Origin of the sequence: Corynebacterium wankanglinii, assembly GCF_013601005.1 — a bacterium.
Classification (GTDB): Bacteria; Actinomycetota; Actinomycetes; order Mycobacteriales; family Mycobacteriaceae; genus Corynebacterium; species Corynebacterium wankanglinii.
The window spans coordinates 118,852-136,321 of the sequence record NZ_JABFED010000002.1 but is presented as its reverse complement, the minus strand read 5'-3'; the positions used below and the strand labels follow the sequence as shown (position 1 = coordinate 136,321).

General features: G+C 65.2%; 18 protein-coding genes. 14 read left to right on the top strand and 4 right to left on the bottom strand.

All coding sequences use genetic code 11. The features are described from left to right. Nucleotides 1-5 precede the first annotated feature (5 nt). From rpe to secG, 14 genes are all read left to right on the top strand, one after another. Complete coding sequence (gene rpe / locus HMA55_RS03635; protein WP_181191716.1) at nt 6-668, top strand: ribulose-phosphate 3-epimerase; 663 nt, start codon at nt 6-8, stop codon at nt 666-668. Next, nucleotides 665-1,669 (top strand): bifunctional diaminohydroxyphosphoribosylaminopyrimidine deaminase/5-amino-6-(5-phosphoribosylamino)uracil reductase RibD, encoded by a 1,005-nt coding sequence (gene ribD, locus HMA55_RS03630; RefSeq protein ID WP_257802281.1) that lies wholly within the window; start codon nt 665-667, stop codon nt 1,667-1,669. The genes rpe and ribD overlap by 4 nt, the downstream gene beginning before the upstream one ends. Next, complete coding sequence (locus HMA55_RS03625; protein WP_181191715.1) at nt 1,650-2,237, top strand: riboflavin synthase; 588 nt, start codon at nt 1,650-1,652, stop codon at nt 2,235-2,237. Before ribD ends, HMA55_RS03625 begins: the two co-directional genes overlap by 20 nt. 11 nt (nt 2,238-2,248) lie before the next feature. Next, the gene (locus HMA55_RS03620; protein WP_181191714.1) at nt 2,249-3,514 is read left to right on the top strand and encodes a bifunctional 3,4-dihydroxy-2-butanone-4-phosphate synthase/GTP cyclohydrolase II; all 1,266 of its coding nucleotides are present in this window, start codon (nt 2,249-2,251) and stop codon (nt 3,512-3,514) included. A gap of 9 nt (nt 3,515-3,523) precedes the next feature. Then, entirely contained in the window at nt 3,524-4,009 is a 486-nt protein-coding gene (gene ribH / locus HMA55_RS03615; protein ID WP_181191713.1) for a 6,7-dimethyl-8-ribityllumazine synthase, read from the top strand. 74 nt (nt 4,010-4,083) lie between these two features. Continuing rightward, the gene (locus tag HMA55_RS03610) at nt 4,084-4,617 is read left to right on the top strand and encodes a PH domain-containing protein (protein ID WP_257802280.1); all 534 of its coding nucleotides are present in this window, start codon (nt 4,084-4,086) and stop codon (nt 4,615-4,617) included. 3 nt (nt 4,618-4,620) lie between these two features. Then, on the top strand, nt 4,621-6,684 hold the full coding sequence (gene uvrC, locus HMA55_RS03605; protein ID WP_181191711.1) for an excinuclease ABC subunit UvrC: 2,064 nt from the start codon (nt 4,621-4,623) through the stop codon (nt 6,682-6,684). A 51-nt stretch (nt 6,685-6,735) separates the two neighbouring features. Further along, a complete protein-coding gene (rapZ, locus tag HMA55_RS03600; RefSeq protein ID WP_235961719.1) occupies nt 6,736-7,647 on the top strand; it encodes an RNase adapter RapZ in 912 nt (303 codons plus the stop codon). A gap of 33 nt (nt 7,648-7,680) precedes the next feature. Continuing rightward, nucleotides 7,681-8,646: a gluconeogenesis factor YvcK family protein gene (locus HMA55_RS03595; protein WP_181191709.1), complete on the top strand. Its 966-nt coding sequence runs from the start codon at nt 7,681-7,683 to the stop codon at nt 8,644-8,646. Nucleotides 8,647-8,692: 46 nt separating this feature from the next. Further along, entirely contained in the window at nt 8,693-9,661 is a 969-nt protein-coding gene (gene whiA / locus HMA55_RS03590) for a DNA-binding protein WhiA (protein WP_181191708.1), read from the top strand. 113 nt (nt 9,662-9,774) lie between these two features. Next, the gene (gene gap / locus HMA55_RS03585) at nt 9,775-10,785 is read left to right on the top strand and encodes a type I glyceraldehyde-3-phosphate dehydrogenase (RefSeq protein WP_181191707.1); all 1,011 of its coding nucleotides are present in this window, start codon (nt 9,775-9,777) and stop codon (nt 10,783-10,785) included. A gap of 88 nt (nt 10,786-10,873) precedes the next feature. Next, nucleotides 10,874-12,085, top strand: coding sequence for a phosphoglycerate kinase (locus HMA55_RS03580; RefSeq protein ID WP_181191706.1), 1,212 nt, complete (start codon nt 10,874-10,876; stop codon nt 12,083-12,085). Nucleotides 12,086-12,099: 14 nt separating this feature from the next. Beyond that, nucleotides 12,100-12,873 carry a triose-phosphate isomerase gene (gene tpiA, locus HMA55_RS03575; protein WP_181191705.1) on the top strand — a complete coding sequence of 258 codons (774 nt, stop codon included), beginning with the start codon at nt 12,100-12,102 and terminating at the stop codon, nt 12,871-12,873. A gap of 85 nt (nt 12,874-12,958) precedes the next feature. After that, nucleotides 12,959-13,195 carry a preprotein translocase subunit SecG gene (secG, locus tag HMA55_RS03570; RefSeq protein ID WP_181191704.1) on the top strand — a complete coding sequence of 79 codons (237 nt, stop codon included), beginning with the start codon at nt 12,959-12,961 and terminating at the stop codon, nt 13,193-13,195. A gap of 14 nt (nt 13,196-13,209) precedes the next feature. On the opposite strand, the gene pgl is transcribed toward secG, so the two are convergent. The 4 genes from pgl to tal are packed head-to-tail and all read right to left on the bottom strand — an operon-like array spanning nt 13,210 to nt 17,459. Beyond that, complete coding sequence (pgl, locus tag HMA55_RS03565; protein WP_181191703.1) at nt 13,210-13,893, bottom strand: 6-phosphogluconolactonase; 684 nt, start codon at nt 13,891-13,893, stop codon at nt 13,210-13,212. Continuing rightward, nucleotides 13,883-14,812 (bottom strand): glucose-6-phosphate dehydrogenase assembly protein OpcA, encoded by a 930-nt coding sequence (locus HMA55_RS03560; RefSeq protein WP_181191702.1) that lies wholly within the window; start codon nt 14,810-14,812, stop codon nt 13,883-13,885. Before HMA55_RS03560 ends, pgl begins: the two co-directional genes overlap by 11 nt. A gap of 15 nt (nt 14,813-14,827) precedes the next feature. Then, complete coding sequence (gene zwf, locus HMA55_RS03555) at nt 14,828-16,366, bottom strand: glucose-6-phosphate dehydrogenase (RefSeq protein WP_181191701.1); 1,539 nt, start codon at nt 16,364-16,366, stop codon at nt 14,828-14,830. Between the two features lies 1 nt (nt 16,367). Further along, nucleotides 16,368-17,459: a transaldolase gene (gene tal, locus HMA55_RS03550; RefSeq protein ID WP_181191700.1), complete on the bottom strand. Its 1,092-nt coding sequence runs from the start codon at nt 17,457-17,459 to the stop codon at nt 16,368-16,370. Between the last annotated feature and the right edge of the window lie 11 nt (nt 17,460-17,470).

Sequence of the window (17,470 nt, the reverse complement as noted above, 5' to 3'; positions counted from 1 at the left end):
GACCCATGATTCAGATCGCCCCATCAATCCTGGCTGCAAACTACGCCGCGCTCGGCGACGACGTGAGCAAGGTGCCGAACGCGGACCTGATTCACGTGGACATCATGGACGGGCACTTCGTGCCCAACCTCTCCTTCGGCCCCGACGTCACCAAAGCAGTCGACGGAGTCACCGAGCAGTTCCTGGACATGCATTTGATGATCGAGGAGCCGGAGCGCTGGTTCGAGACCTATGTGCGCGCGGGCGGCGACAGGTTGGTCTTTCACGTCGAGGCGACCGACGACCACGTCGCAGCGGCGAAGCAGTGCCGCGAGCTCGGTGTCCAATCGGGATTTGCCATGAAGCCCGGAACCCCGATCGAGCCGTACCTGGACGACCTGGAGCACTTCGACCAAGTCATGGTGATGAGCGTTGAGCCCGGCTTCGGCGGCCAAAAGTTCATGCCGGAGGTGCTGAGCAAAGTCATGGTGCTGCGCGACCGCATCGCCGAGGCCGGCCTGTCCACCGTCATCGGCATCGACGGCGGCATCGCCAACGCCACCATCGCGCAGGCGGCAGAGGCCGGGGTGGACGCGTTCGTCGCGGGCTCTGCGGTATTCGGCTCCGACAACCCGGCCGAGGCGGTGGAGCGCCTGCGTCAACTCGCTAGCGAGGCGAAGCAGGCGTGACAGCGCGCGATCTGGTCGGTGCGACGGAGGCAGCGATCCAGGCAGGCAACGTCGTGCGCGGCACCACATCCCCCAATCCCCCTGTGGGCTGCGCGCTTGTCGACGCCTCCGGTGAGCTCATCGCCACAGGCGCCACTTCACCCGCCGGTGGACCGCACGCCGAGGTCAACGCCCTGCGCGAGGCCGGGGACCGCGCGCGGGGCGCTACCGCCGTAGTGACCTTGGAGCCGTGCAACCACACCGGCCGCACCGGCCCGTGTTCCCACGCATTGACGCAAGCTGGGGTAGCGCGGGTGGTCTATCTCACCGCTGATCCCTTCGAGCCCGCTGCTGGTGGGGCGGAGCACTTGCGCGACCGCGGCGTTGAGGTGGTGTTCCAACCTGAGCGGGTGGCGGCGCTGCAACCGTGGCTGCGGTCCGTGCGCAATAACCGCCCGAGCGTGACGCTGAAGTTCGCCTCCACGCTGGACGGTTTTACGGCCGCGGTGGACGGTTCGAGCAAGTGGATCACCGGCGAGAAGGCCCGCGAGCTGGTCCACCAAGACCGCGCCACCCGCGACGCAATCATCGTCGGCACAGGCACCGCGATTGCGGACAACCCGTCGCTGACCGCGCGCTACCCGGACGGTTCGACGCGCCCGGTGCAGCCGCGACGCGTGGTGGTGGGGACACGCAACGTGCCGGAAGGTAACCTGACGCGCCTGGGTTTCGAGCAGTACGCAACGCCCGAAGAGGCGCTGCAAGCCTTGTGGGAGACCGGCGGGCGTGACGTCCTCGTCGAAGGCGGGCCTGCTCTTGCTGCGAGTTTCCTCGAGCTCGACGCGGTGGATGCCGTGCAGGCCTATATTGCCCCAGCGTTACTCGGAGATGGCCGCGGGGTACTGAACCGGTCCATTGCGGACACCATCGCTCACGCCCGGCGCTTCCGCACGACGTGCGTGCGGCCGGTGGGCAACGACGTGTTTTTGGAAATGGAGAAAGATGTTTACGGGTCTCGTTGAGGAAATCGGTGAGGTGGAGCAGCTCGTCCAGCTCGACGACGCCGTCCGGATCGCCGTGCGCGCACCGAAGGTGACCGAAGACGCCGCCCCCGGCGACTCGATTGCCGTGGACGGGGTGTGCCTGACCGTGGTGGACAACCAGGCGGGCACGTTTACCGCCGACGTAATGCGCGAGACGCTCGACCGCTCCCGTCTGGGCTCGTACACGCGGGGCTCGCGGGTGAACCTGGAGCGTGCGCTTGCCGCCGGCCAGCGTATGGGCGGCCATATCGTGCAGGGCCACGTCGACGGGGTAGCCGAGCTGCTCACCCGCACGCCCTCAGAGCACTGGGAGGTATTGCGCTTCACGCTTCCGCAACAGCTGGAGCGTTACGTGGTGGAAAAGGGCTCGATAGCCGTAAACGGCACCTCGCTGACGGTATCTGCGGTGGGGCAGGGCTACTTCGAGGTCTCTCTGATCCCCACCACACTGCGCGAGACCACCGCTGGCGTGCTCGCACCGGGAGATCCGGTGAACCTTGAGGTGGACATCGTGGCCAAGTACGTAGAGAAGATGGTGCGAGGATAGGGTTGAGCGCTATGAGTTCCCCCAGCACATTGGACACCATCGAGGAGGCCATTGAGGCCATTCGAGCAGGCAAACCCGTGGTTGTGGTGGACAGCGAGGACCGCGAGAACGAGGGCGACCTGATATTCGCGGCCGAAGATGCGACCCCGGAGTTGGTCGCTTTCACCGTCCGCCACACGTCCGGCTACATCTGTGTGTCCATGTCGGACCAACGCGCCACCGCGCTCGAGCTCCCGCCGATGGTGGTCCACAACCAGGACCTGCACGGCACCGCCTACGCCGTGACGGTGGACGCCGCCAACGGCACCACGGGAATCTCCGCACGCTCGCGAGCGGCCACGATTGCGCTGCTTGCCGACGACTCCGCTGGCCCCACCGCCTTCACCCGCCCCGGCCACGTAGTGCCACTGCGCGCGAAGGCCGGCGGCGTGTTGGAGCGGCCCGGTCACACGGAGGCGGCTGTGGATCTCGCGCGGCTGGCCGGGAAAGCGCCGGTTGGCGCGCTGTGTGAAATCGTCTCCGAAGACGACCCGACGGACATGGCCCGTTTCGACGAGCTGCGCCGGTTCGCTGACAGATTCGAGCTGCCCATGATTTCTATCGCGCAGCTGGCCGAGTACCGCCGGCACCACGAGCGGACAATCGAGCGCGTCACCACTGCGTCGCTTCCCACCGAATACGGAGAGTTCACCGCGGTGGGGTACCGGGACACCATCTCCGGGGTCGAGCATGTGGCGTTGGTTGCCGGAGGCGTCGAGAAGCTGCGCGGCGCTGAGGACGTGCTCGTGCGCGTGCATTCGGAATGCCTCACGGGCGACGTGTTCGCTTCGAAGCGCTGCGATTGCGGGCCGCAGCTGCACGAGTCGATGCGCCGGGTGCAACAGGCGGGCCACGGAGTGGTGGTGTACCTGCGCGGGCACGAAGGGCGAGGGATCGGGCTTTCGGCCAAGCTGCAGGCGTACCGGCTGCAGGACGAGGGGCTGGACACCGTCGACGCGAATCTGGAGCAAGGGTTACCTGCTGATGCGCGCGAGTATTCGGCGGCCGGACACATCCTGGCCGATCTCGGCGTGGCCACTTTCGAGCTGCTCACCAACAACCCGGAGAAGACCTTCGCGCTTGACGGTTACGGCCCACAGGTAGCGCGCCGCAGTAGAATCGAAATCGTTCCCACACACGACAACATCGAGTACCTGCGCACGAAGCGCGACCGGATGGGGCATGATCTGCCCGGCGTGGCCGAATGGCTCGCCGCGCACCCGGGGTACGGAAGCTAAGGAGCACACGTGGCATCAACCGGAGCACCCGAGGACTATTCCATACCCGCGGAGGGCATGACCATCGCCGTCGTGTACACCCGCTGGAACGACAAGGTCGTCGACCTGCTGCGGGCTGGCGCGCGGGACGAGGCCCGCGAACTCGGAGTTAAAGTGGACGAGTACGCCGTGGCCGGCTCCCTCGAACTGCCGGTGGTGGTGCAAGCTTGCGCGAAGCGCTACGACGCAGTGGTGGCCCTCGGCTGCGTGATCCGCGGCGAGACCGCCCACTTCCAGTACGTGTGCGACTCTGTGACCGCCGGACTGACCCGGGTGGCGTTGGACGAGCAAACTCCGGTCGGCAACGGCGTGCTCACCGTCGATGACGAGGATCAAGCCTACGAGCGTGCCGGCGGGGAGGATGCCAAGGAAGACAAGGGCGCTGAAGCGATGCGCGCCGCAGCCGGAACGGCGGTTGAGCTGCGAAAGGTTCGTGCGCTGCCCCTGAAGGGTTAAGGTAGCCCGGTAGGCGTGGGGCGCCTTTGGCGTCGATACGCAATCATGCTCGAGCGCTTGTAAGGAGAGTGGCAGTGGCTCAACCGCACAACCCCACGGAACTGTCAGACCGCGACGAGGTGGCCTACCTCAACGCGCTCGACCCGCACGCTACGACCACCACGAAACCGTGGGAGCTGGAGCTGGACTCTCAGTTCCTCCGCAAGGTCGCCATCGCGTGGATCGTGGTGGTAATGGCGGTGCACGTGTTCATGGCATGGGCCGTAGACGCTGAATTCACCGGTGTGGCCATCACCGGCCTCGACAAGTTCGCGTTCGTGGGCGTGGGGCTTGTCATCTCCGTGCTGTCGTGGATCGCGCTGACCAGACCACGCGTGCGCGCCAACGAGGATGGCGTGCAGGTGCGCAACATCATCGGCACCCGCTTCTACCCGTGGGCCGTAATCTACGGGTTGAGCTTTCCGAAGGGTTCGCGCATGGCGCGGCTGGAACTGCCGGAATTCGAATACGTGCCGCTTTGGGCCATTCAATCCGGTGACAAGGAGCGCGCCCTCCGCTCCGTCGAGGAGTTCCGCGCACTCGAAGCCAAATACATGCCGCAGGATTAAACATTGGCGGACCCCCAAAGCTACCGCCCCTCACCGGGCACCATCCCGACTGATCCGGGCGTGTATAAATTCCGTGACCGGGACGGCCGCGTCATTTACGTGGGCAAGGCCAAAAATCTTCGAGCGCGCCTGAACAACTACTTCCAGCCACCCAGCACCCTGCACCCGCGGACGCGCCAGATGGTGTATACCGGCGCGTCGGTGGAGTGGACCGTGGTGGCCTCCGAAGTGGAAGCGCTGCAGCTGGAGTACACGTGGATCAAGCGGTTCGACCCATGGTTCAACGTCATGTACCGCGACGACAAGACGTACCCGATGCTTGCTGTCAGCGTGCGGGAGCGGTACCCGCGCGCGTTCTTTTACCGCGGCCCGAAACGCAAGGGCGTGCGCTACTTCGGCCCGTACTCGCACGCGTGGGCGGTGCGCGAAACGCTCGATCTGCTCACGCGGGTGTTTCCCATCCGTACTTGCTCAAACGGCGTGTTCAACCGCCACGAGTCTCTGGGGCGGCCGTGCCTGCTGGGGTACATCGACAAATGTGCGGCGCCGTGCGTCGGGCGCGTGGATGAGGCGGAGTACGACGAGATTGTCCAGGGCTTCCTCGGTTTCATGTCCGGTCGCACCGACCAGCTGGTTCGGGGCATCACCGAGCAGATGCAGGAAGCCTCAGAAAACCTCGAGTTCGAGAAGGCGGCGAGGCTGCGCGACGACCTTGGGGCTGTGAAGAAGGTCATGGAGCGCCAAACCGTGGTGCTCGGCCAGGACACCGACGCCGACGTCATCGCGTTCGACACCGACGAGCTCGAGGCGGCGGTGCAGATTTTCAACGTCCGGGACGGCCGCATCCGCGCCCAGCGTGGCTGGGTGGTGGAAAAAACTGGCGACGAGCCTGGGGCTTCCGAGCGGTTGGAGGAGGGCCAAGCGGACCCGACCCTGCCGACGCTGATGCAGAACTTCCTCGTGCAGTACTACTCGGATGCGGTGGAACGGGTGCGCCTAGAGCAGGAAGAAGACCGCAGGATTGAAGAGCAGAAAGTTCGCCGCCGCGGTGTGGACCAAGAGTCCCGCGCGCAGGCGAAGCCGCCGTTGCCGGTGCCGCGGGAGATCCTCGTGGAGACGCTGCCTGAAGAGCTGACAGAGGTCAGCGAACTACTCGCGGAGCTGCGAGGAGGCCCCGTCGACATCCGCGTGCCGCAGCGCGGCGATAAGCGGGCATTGATGGAAACGGTGCACAAAAACGCCGCAGAGGCGCTGCACCAGCACAAGCTCAAACGCGTCGGCGACCTCACCGCCCGGTCCCAGGCGCTGCAAGACATCCAGGAAGCCCTCGGCATGGATGAGGCCCCGCTACGCATAGAGTGCACCGACATTTCCCATATACAGGGAACGGACGTCGTGGCGTCTTTGGTGGTGTTCGAGGACGGTCTGCCGAAGAAGAACGACTACCGCCGCTACCGCATCAAGGAAGCTGCCGGCGACGGCCACTCCAACGACGTCGGCTCCATCGCGGAGGTGACGCGCCGCCGCTTCAAGCGCTACAACGAGGACAAACTGGCCAACCCGGACGAGGTGGAGGAAGAACAAACCTTCGACGACGAGGCGGACGAATCAACGGGCGCGAAGCGCTTCGCGTACCCGCCGCAGCTGTTCATCGTCGACGGTGGCAAACCGCAGGTAAACGCCGCCCAAGAAATCTTCGACGAACTCGGCATCGTCGACGTTCAGCTCATCGGTTTGGCAAAGCGCTTGGAGGAGGTTTGGGTGCCCGACGACGACGAGCCGGTGATCCTGCCCCGCAATTCCGAAGGCATGTACCTCCTGCAGCAGGTGCGAGATGAAGCCCACCGGTTCGCTATCACTTACCACCGTCAGCAGCGCTCCAAGCGCATGCGCGCCTCGGCCCTCGACGCAGTCCCGGGGCTCGGCCCCGCCCGACGCACCGATCTGGTGAAGCATTTCGGTTCCGTGAAAAAGATCAAAGAGGCGTCGGTGGAGGAGATCCAGCAGGTCAAGGGTGTGGGTCCGAAGCTCGCGGAGACCATCTACACCCATCTGCACCAGCAGTAGCACCGCGCTAATCGACGGCGCTTCGCCTCCACCTTGTCTAGGATGAACTGCATGCCCACGACATCCTCCGCCCACCCTTTGCCCCAGGAAGATTCGACGTCGCCGATGCGCCCGGTCATCATTACCGGGCTGTCCGGGGGCGGTTTGTCCACGGCGGCGAAGGTGTTCGAGGACAAAGGGTTCTTTGTCTCCCAGAATCTGCCCCCGCAGCTCATTCTGGATTTGGTTGACCTCGCCGCCGCCGACGATTCGCCGGTGGATCGCCTGGCCGTCGTCACCGACGTCCGAGCGTCGCGGTTCAAGGGTTCGCTGCTGGAGACGATCTCCGCCATCCGCGAGCGCGGGCACCAGCCGTTCGTGCTCTTTTTGGAAGCGCGAGACGATGTGCTCATCCGCCGTTTCGACTCCGTGCGCCGAACCCACCCGCTGCAGGGCGGGGGAACGCTGCAATCCGGTATCGAGCACGAGCGGCAGGCGCTGGAAGATCTGCGGGCGTCTTCCGACGTGATCATCGACACGTCCAACTTGTCGGTCCACGATCTGCGGCGCGCGGTGGAGGCGTCCGTTGGCGAGTTGCCGGTGGGCAGGCAGCACGTCACCATCGAGTCCTTCGGGTTCAAGCACGGCTCCCCGCGCGATGCCGACATCGTTCTCGATGTCCGCTTTTTGCCCAACCCGTACTGGGTTGAGGAGCTGCGCGAGTTCCGTGGGGTGGACAAGGCGGTGGCCGATTACGTGCTCAACCAGGAGGGTGCGAAGCAGTACGTGGATAGCTTCGTGGATCTGCTTTCGAGCACGTTGGGCGGGTACCGCCACGAAGGGAAGGATTTCATCACCGTCGGCGTGGGCTGCACAGGAGGTCACCACCGTTCGGTGGCAGTGGCGGAGGCCATTGGTAAACGTCTGCGCCAGCAGGGGCAGGTGGACGTGAACGTCATCCACCGCGACCTTGAGCGCCACTAACCCCAATACGTAGGTCAGAGAAAGAAGGGTCCATTGAGCCATACGTCCTACACGTGCCTTGGGGGAGGTCACGGCCTGTACCAGACGCTCACCGCCGCACGGGTAGCAGGGGCGTCTCCCATCAACGCCGTTGTCACCGTCGCAGACGACGGGGGATCGTCCGGCCGTCTCCGCCGCGAGATGGAGATCGTGCCGCCGGGTGACCTGCGCATGGCGCTGGCCGCGCTGACGTCGGAGGGCGATGGTGGGAGCATGTGGCGCGACACACTGCAACACCGCTTCGGCGGCCACGGCGCTATGGCGGGCCACGCGCTGGGAAATCTGCTTATCACCGGGCTCGCCGAGCGGCTCGGAGATACCCAAGCGGCCTTGGACCAGGTGGCGGCGTGGACCGGTTCCGCCGGACGGGTGATTCCGGTATGCCCGCAGCCCCTGGACATTGAGGCGGACGTCGCCGGGCTGGATGACGACCCGCGGGTGCTGCGCTCAGTCCGCGGCCAGGTGGCAGTTGCCACCACACCCGGCGCGGTGCGGCGGGTGCGCTTGACCCCCGCGCAGCCCGCGGCGAGCGAGGCGGCTGTGCGAGCGATCCTCGACGCCGACGTGGTCACCATCGGCCCCGGATCCTGGTTCTCGTCTGTGATCCCGCACATCTTGGTCCCGGAAATCGCCCAAGCGCTGAACGACACCGACGCGAGGGTTGTGGTGATTTTGAACCTTTCCCCGGAGGCGGGGGAGACCCACGGGTTCACCACCGAGCGCCACATCCACGTCTTCTCCCAGCACGCGCCGCAGCTGAAGGTGGACTACTTCCTGGCCGATGAACACACAGCCACATCTGCCGGTGAGCGCGACAACATCGCCCGTGCCGCGGCGCGTTTGAACGCCCAGGTGGTCTTCGCCCCGCTGCGGGAAGTGGGTGAAGACGGAACGGCCTTGAACCGGCACGACCCTCAGCAACTGGCAGCTGCCCTCCAGGCGCTGCGCCCGGCACGATAGACTGCTGGGCGTTCTACAGCTGCACGAGAGACGAGGGGAGGCGCCGGTGGCGCTAACAGCGAAGGTCAAAGACGAGCTTTTGCGCACGACCGGCGGCGGGCTCGACGTCCGCGCTGCGGAGGCGGCGGCGCTGATCCGGTTCGGCGGGGAGCTGCACGCCACCGAGCGCGGCGTGGCCATCGTTGCTGAGTTTGAGGAGGAGGCCGTTGCCCGCCGTCTCGCCGGGACGCTGACGGACCTGTGCGCGGTGGACGCTTCCGTGGAGCTCCTTTCGCCGTCTTCCGGCAGCCGTGATTCGCGGTACGAGGTGCGGGTGGATGAGGGCGCAGCCGACGTCATTCGCCGGCTCAAACTGGTCACAGCGTCTGGTCACCCGGTGGTCGGCATGCCGAGGCAGGTCATTTCTGGGCCGATGGCGGGAGTGGAGGCGGCTTGGCGCGGAGCCTTCCTCGCGCGCGGCCGCCTGACCGAACCGGGCCGCACTGCCACCCTCGAGGTGGCGTGCCCTGGGCAGGAAGCGGCGTTGGCGCTGGTTGGGCTGGCGCGCCGGATGGGGTTGACGGCGAAGACACGGGAGACCCGCGGGGTTGAGCGGGTAATGCTGCGTGACGGCGAAGCCATCGGGATTTTGCTCAGCCGCATCGGTGCTCCCGCCACACGTATCGAGTGGGACACCAAGCGCGAAAGCCGCGCGGTAAAGGCGAAGTCGAACAGTCGCCTTGCCACGTTCGACGACGCGAATACGCGCCGCTCGGCCCAAGCGGCCGCCGCCGCGGCGGCCCGCGTGGAGCGGGCGATGGAGATTTTGGGCGACGATGTCCCGGAGCACCTCGCAGAGGCTGGCTTTCTGCGCGTCGAGCACCGCCACGCCTCCCTGGAGGAGCTGGGCCGATTGGCAGACCCCCAGATGACCAAGGACGCGGTTGCCGGCCGGATCCGCCGGCTGCTTTCCCTCGCTGACAAACGCGCCGCAGAGCTTGGGGTGGAAGACACCCACGGTTCGCCCACGGCGTAGCCGGTGCGGGGCGGCACCTTTGGCGTCGTCAAGCGTATGCTCCTGCGCGTCTCGGTTAAGCTCAGTACACTCGTACGTGGAACAACATACGCACGACGACGAGGAGTTTTACTGTGACAACCCGCATTGGTATCAACGGTTTCGGCCGCATCGGCCGCGCAGCATTCCGCATCATCGAGGACGAGTACAAGGGCGAGCTTGAGGTTGTGAAGATCAACGACCTCACCGATAACGAAACGCTCGCACACCTGATGAAGTACGACACTGCGTACGGCCAGTTCGACCACGACATCCAGTACGACGACGAGTCGATCACCGTCGACGGCCGCCGCATCGCGGTGTCCGAGGAGAAGGACCCGGCGAACCTCGCATGGGGTGACGTTGACGTGGACATCGTGCTTGAATGCACCGGCGTGTTCCGCAAGGGCCCGGACGCAAAGGCGCACCTCGACGCAGGCGCGAAGAAGGTCATCATCTCCGCCCCCGGCAAGGAGGTGGACGGCACCTACGTGTGGGGTGTCAACCACAACGACTACACCGGCGGCGAGAACGTCATTTCCGCGGCTTCCTGCACTACCAACTCGCTGGCTCCTGTTGCGAAGGTGCTGGACGAGGCATTCGGTATTGAGCGTGGTCTGATGACCACTATTCACGCCTACACCGGCGATCAGCGCCTCCAGGACGCACCGCACAAGGACCTTCGCCGCGCACGTGCCGCCGCGCAGAACATCGTGCCCACCACGACGGGCGCGGCGAAGGCTGTGGCCCTGGTGCTGCCGAACCTCGAAGGCAAGCTCGACGGCTTTGCGATGCGTGTGCCCACCATCACCGGCTCGGCTACAGACCTCACCGTCACCCTGGCCAAGGAAGCAACCATCGAGGACGTCAACGAGGCTGTGAAGAACGCCGCGCAGGACGCGGAGTTCGGCCAGGCGCTGCAGTACACCGAGGACCCGATCGTCTCCTCCGACATCATCGGCAACCCCCACGGAGCCATCTTCGATGCGGGCATGACCCGCGTGATCGACGGCAACATGGTGAAGATCATCTCCTGGTACGACAACGAGTGGTCCTACACCGCCCAGTACATCCGCCTGACCAAGTTCGTGGCGGACAAGCTCTAACGCAAAGTCTGCGGGCCCGCGGCGTTTCCTCCGCGGCGGGCCCGTTTTTCGTACGATCGTGGATGTTTACAACGCGAAGGAGAACCCTATGACCAAGAACTTGCAGCAGCTTCTCGACGAAGGCGTGGACGGCCGCCACGTGTTGGTGCGCTCTGACTTCAACGTCCCCCTGGACGAGAACGGCAACATTACGGACGCGGGGCGTATCGACGCCTCCCTGCCCACGCTCAAAGCCCTGCTGGAAGGCGGCGCGAAGGTCGTCGTGATGGCACACCTGGGCCGCCCGAAGGGTGAGGTGAACCCGAAGTACTCCCTGGCGCCCGTGGCTGAGGCCCTGTCCGAGCGCCTGGGACAGTTCGTGCCCCTGGCGGGCGACGTCTCCGGCGAGGACGCTCACGAGCGCGCCAACGGCCTGACCGAGGGGGAGATTCTCCTGCTCGAAAACGTCCGCTTCGACGCGCGCGAGACCTCGAAGGACGAGGCGGAGCGCGCGGCGTTCGCTGAGGAGCTGGCCGCGCTGGCCGCAGATAACGGCGCGTTCGTCTCGGACGGTTTCGGCGTGGTGCACCGCGCGCAGGCCTCCGTCTACGACGTGGCGAAGAAGCTCCCGGCCTACGCCGGCTATCTCGTGGACAAGGAGGTGGAGACCTTGTCCGCGGTGAAGAACAACCCGGAGGCCCCATACGTGGTCGTGCTTGGCGGCTCCAAGGTCTCCGACAAACTCGGTGTGATTGAGGCGCTTGCGGAGAAGGCCGACAAGATCATCATTGGTGGCGGCATGTGCTACACCTTCATCGCGGCGCAGGGACACAACGTGCAGAAGTCGCTGTTGCAGGAGGACATGGTGGACACCTGCAAGGAGCTCATCGAGCGCTTCGGCGACAAGCTGCTGCTGCCCGTCGACGTTGCCGCCGGTGCTGAGTTTGACAAGGACACCGAGAAGAAGATCGTCGGCCTGGACGAAATTCCGGAGGGCTGGATGGGTCTGGACATCGGCCCGGAAACGGCGAAGAACTATGCCGAGGCCATCGAAGACTCCAAGACCGTGTTCTGGAACGGACCGATGGGCGTATTCGAATTCCCGAACTTTGCTGACGGCACGAAGGCCGTTGCCGAGGCCATGATCGCGGCAACCAAGGACAACGGTTCATTCACTGTGGTCGGCGGCGGGGACTCCGCGGCGTCGGTACGCACGCTGGGCCTCGACGAGAACGGCTTCTCCCACATCTCCACCGGCGGCGGCGCCTCCCTCGAACTCATCGAGGGCAAGGAACTGCCCGGCGTTTCCGTTCTGAACTAGGAGGTTTGCACGATATGGCACGCACGCCACTGATTGCGGGCAACTGGAAGATGAACCACGATCACCTCGAGGCTATCCAGAGTGCCCAGAAACTCGCCTTCGCGTTTCCGAGGGACGGCTACGAGTACGTGGACATCGCGCTGACGGTCCCGTTCACGGACCTGCGCTCCATCCAGACGCTGGTGGAAGGCGACAAGCTCAAGATCACCTACGGCGCCCAAGACGTCTCCGAGCACGACAACGGGGCATACACCGGCGACATCTCGGCCGCGATGCTGGAAAAACTTGGCTGTTCCTGGGTGGTGGTGGGCCACTCGGAGCGCCGCGAGTACCACGGCGAGACCAACGAGCAGGTTGCGGCAAAGGCAGCGAAGGCCATCGCACACGGCATCACCCCAATCGTCTGTGTGGGCGAGCCGCTCGAAGTGCGCGAGGCTGGAAAGCACGTCTCCTACGTCGTCGAGCAGGCGCGTGAGTCCCTCGCTGGAGTGGACTTGTCCAAGGCCGTCATCGCCTATGAGCCGGTGTGGGCGATCGGCACCGGCAAGGTCGCCTCGGCCGAGGATGCGCAGGAGGTCTGCCACGGGATTCGCGAGCTGGTGCGGGAGCTTAGCGACGCCGCCGTGGCCGACCAGATCCGCATCCTTTACGGCGGCTCAGTCAAGGCCGACACCGTCGCTGAGATTATCGGCCAGCCCGACGTGGACGGTGGTCTGGTCGGCGGGGCATCACTCGACGGCCAGGACTTTGCCAAACTCGCCGCGGCGGCTGCGAACTCGGTGAGGTAGCCCGGCGCTGCAACAGATCAATCTTGCAATGGTGTAAGCTTCTTTGAAGTTTGCACCATTGCCCATTTTGAAAGGTGTCGCACGCATGGCTTTAGCCCTCGAGATCGTGTTGGTGATCTCCGCGATCCTGATGACCGTGTTCGTCCTGCTCCACAAGGGCAAGGGCGGTGGCCTGTCCAGCCTCTTCGGCGGCGGCGTCCAGGCCAACCTGTCCGGTTCGACAACGGTGGAGAAGAACCTCGACCGCATCACCGTGCTGATGGCCCTGATTTGGATCCTGTGCATCGTGGGCCTGAACTTGATCCAAACCTACGCGGTCTAAGCTACCGCACCCGCTTAGAACGGTCCTGCTGCGTCCTCCGTGACGAACAGGATCGTTTCTTTTTGCCCAACTGCACCAGCGACGGGCCAGTCCTCCGCTGCTGCGACCCCGTCGGAGGCGTGGCTGGCGGCCTCAGCCTTCTCAGCGCCGGATACGAGCAACCACACCCGGTCCGCGGACTGCACAGCCGGCAGGGTGAGGGTGGCGCGCTGGGCGGGTGGCTTCGGGGAGTCCGTCACGGCAACCACCATCTCTTCGCGCTCACGCACGGCGGCGGTGTGGGGGAACAGGGAGTTGATGTGGCCCTCGCCGCCCATGCCGAGGAGATGGATGTCGAAGCCGCCGTCTGCCACCAGCTGGCGGTAGCGCTCCACCGCGGCGTCCATGGGGCCCCCGTTGAGGCCGTAGCCGTGGATGTTGTCCTCGGGAATCGGCACCTTGGATAGCAGGACCGCTCGAGCCTGGCCCTCGTTGGAGTCTGGGTGATCCACCGGCACGTTGCGCTCGTCGCCGAAGAACACCTCGATCCGGGTCCAGTCCAGGGGTGCCGCAGCGAGCCGCTCCAACAGCGCGATGCCGGCGGTGCCGCCGGTGAGCACCACCCTGGCGGTGCGCCCCTCGGCGTGGATTTCGGATAATACGGAGACGAACCGTGAGGTGGCATCGTCGAGAAGCTCTGCAAGATTCCTATAGCTCAACGTCTACTCCTGATAGTCCGCGCAGGGCGCGCTCGTAGGTGGCGTCGGGGCCGAGGTGGCGCAAGTCCTCGGCGAGGCTCTCCGCGTCGGAACGCTCGACCATGGCGACGAGAGAGTCGGCGTGGCCAGGGACCGAGATACGCACGGTGTGGCTGTCCTGAACCGCGACGACGACATCGCCGTCTTCGCAGTGCAGCACGAGGCGGGCGATGGGGAAGTCCCCGGTAACGTGGGCGGAGCAGCGGGTCACCTGTACGCCAAGGCTCGACGCGAGCCAGCCAGCAGCGAGATCCACGCTTGGGTCCCCGGCTGCACCCGCGATCTCGGCGCTCTCGACACGCTTGCCGGGATGCCGGTCGAGCGCGGAGGCGACGATGCCGCGCCACGGGGTGATGCGCGACCACATCATGTCCGAATCGCCGTGCTCGTAGCCAGCCGTGAGATCTTCCAAGGTCATTCCGCTGCCGCCTCGACGGAGGTTTGTTATCCGGCGTTGCGCGATCCGGCCCAGCTGGGTGCCGGCGGGGTGTCCCGGAGCTTTTTGCGGCCAGCACGCCACAACCGGGGTGTCAGGCAGAAGCAGCGGCGTTACCACAGCCCCGAGGTGGCTTGTCAGCTCCCCGTACAGGCGCATCACCACGACCTCCGAAGCGCCCGCGTCGGTGGCCACCAGCACTTGCGCGTCAAGTCGGGTTGCCGCCTCCGGGGCGCCCGATATGAGCACGAGGACTCGAGCCGGGTGCTCGAAGGAGGCGTCGCGCAGGGTTGCGAGGGTGTCGTCGATGGTGTCCGCCCCGGAATCGTCGATAGCGACGAGGAGGGTGAGCACACGGCCGGTGGTGAGCGAGTGGCTCTCCCTCGCGGCCGCCAGTTCCGCGGCGATGGCCTTCGTCGAAGTGTCGGGAAGTTCAATGATCATGCTGTGCGGTCCTCCTTACGGGCGGCGCCACGCGCGGCCGTCCTTGGCCAGCATGCGCTCTGCGGATGCTGGGCCCCAGGTGCCGGCGGCGTAGTCATCGGGCCGGCCCTGCTCGGCCCAGTAATCGAGCACCGGGTCCAAGATTTCCCAGCTGCGCTCGACCTCGGAGTTCGTGGGAAAGAGGCTCGATTCGTCCAACAGTGCATCAAGGATGAGGCGCTCGTAGGCTTCCGGGGATTGTTCGGTGAATGCTTCGGAGTAGGAAAAATCCATGTTGACGTCGCGCAGCTCCATGCCCGGCCCGGGCACCTTGGAACCGAAGCGCATAAGCACGCCCTCGTCGGGTTGGACGCGGATGACCACGGCGTTGTTCGTCAACAGGTCCGTTTGGCCCTTCGAGAACGGCTGGTACGGCGGGCGCTTGAACACGAGCGCGATTTCGGTGACGCGCCTGCCCAGCCGTTTACCGGTGCGCAGGTAAAACGGTACGCCAGCCCAACGGCGGGATTCGATCTGCAGGGTGCAGGCGGCGAACGTTTCAGTGGTCGAATCCGGGTCAAAACCTTCCTCTTCGCGAAGGCCCACTACCTGCTTCGACCCTTGCCAGCCGGCGGTGTACTGCCCACGTGCGGTGGTCTTACCAAACGGGCCAACTGCGGAGGTGGCGCGCAACACCTTGAGCTTTTCGGCCCGCAGCTGGGCAGGCGAGAAGGAGGTCGGCTCCTCCATGGCCACTAGCGCGAGCAACTGGATCAGGTGGTTTTGAATCACGTCGCGGGCGGCGCCGATGCCGTCGTAGTAACTCGCGCGACCGCCGAGCCCGATGTCCTCCGCCATCGTGATCTGCACATGGTCGATGTAGTGGGAGTTCCACACCGGCTCGAACATCTGGTTGGAAAAGCGCAGCGCGAGGATGTTCTGCACAGTTTCTTTGCCCAGGTAGTGGTCGATGCGGAACACGGAGCGCTCGTCAAAGACCGCACCGACAACGTCGTTGAGCTCTTTGGCGGATACAAGGTCGTGGCCAAACGGCTTCTCGATGATCACGCGTCGCCACTGGCCTTCGCCCGCCTGCGCCATGCCGGAGCGGTCAAGTTGGTGAACCACCTCGGAGAAGAACTCCGGCGGCACAGAAAGATAGTAGGCCCAGTTGCCGGCCGTGCCGCGGTGCTCGTCGCTGCGGTTGCACGCGGCGGCTAAGTTGTCGAACGCCGCGTCATCGTCGAAGTTTCCTTGGACGAACTCCAAGCCTTCGGCGAGGCGGCGCCAGACGTTGTCGTGGAACTCGGTGCGCGCGCCACTGAGGACGGCATCGCGGACGTACTGTTCAAAATCCGCTTTGCTCCACTCGCGCCGACCGTAGCCGATAAGCGTGAACCCGCCTGGCAGCAATCCTCGGTTGGCGAGGTCGTAGATGGCGGGGAGCAGCTTTTTCCGTGCAAGGTCGCCGGTTACCCCGAAAATCACCATGCCCGAAGGCCCGGCGATCTGGGGGAGGCGCTTGTCTGCGGGGGAGCGCAGGGGATTCGACCACTGCGGGTGCGGTTCAGTCACGTCAGGCGAGCTTAGCAGTCATGGAATCGAGCAACTCTTGCCACGCGTCCACGAATTTCTCCACGCCCTCGCGTTCTAGTGCAGCAACTACGTCATCGAGGTCGATGCCCACTTCCCGCAGCGATGCAAACACCTCGCGTGATACGGCCTCGGTACCGGTGAGGGTGTCGCCGTGCACGCCGCCGTCGCGAAGCACCGCGTCCAGGGTCTTCTCTGGCATGGTGTTGACGGTGTTGGGGCCGGCGAGCTCGGTGACGTACATCGTCTCCGGGTACGCGGGGTTCTTCACGCCCGTCGACGCCCACAGGGGGCGCTGCGCGTTCGCGTCTGCCGGAAGCTTGTCGACGGCAGCTTCGCCGAATTCCGACGCAAACAGCGCGTACGCCAACCGCGCGTTCGCGATGCCCGCTTTGCCGCGCAGAGCGAGTGCCTCGTCCGTGCCGATGGTTTCGAGCCGCTTGTCCACCTCGGTGTCCATGCGGGAGACGAAGAAGGACGCCACGGAGTGGATCGTGCTCACATCGCGTCCGTTGGCGGCGGCCTGCCGGATGCCCTCTTTGTACGCGCCGATGACCTGCCTGTAGCGCTCCACAGAGAAGATCAGGGTGACGTTGACGGAAATGCCCTCGGCGAGCGCTGCGGTGACAGCGGGAAGGGACTCGTCCGTCGCCGGAATCTTGATCATCAAGTTTTCGCGGTCCACCAGCTGCCACAGCTCGCGGGCCTGCGCAATGGTCTTGGCCTCGTCGGCCGCGTAGCGCGGGTCGACCTCGATGGACACCCGCCCATCCTTGCCGCCGGTGGCCTCGTAGACGTCGCGGAAAAGGTCGCACGCATCTTGGACGTCCTTGACGCTCATCGCATATACGGCGGCGTCGGCGGTGGTGCCTGCCTGCTTCAGCTCTGCAAGTTGCTCGTCGTAGTGGGCGCCGGAACCCATCGCCGCTGCGAAGATGGCGGGGTTGGTAGTTACGCCCACAATGGACTTCGCCTGCTTCACCTCGTCGAGGTTGCCGGTCGCGATGCGCTCGCGGGACAGGTCGTCGAGCCAGGTGGATGTGCCTACCTGGTAGAGGTCGTCGATTGCAGTCATGCAGTCTCTGC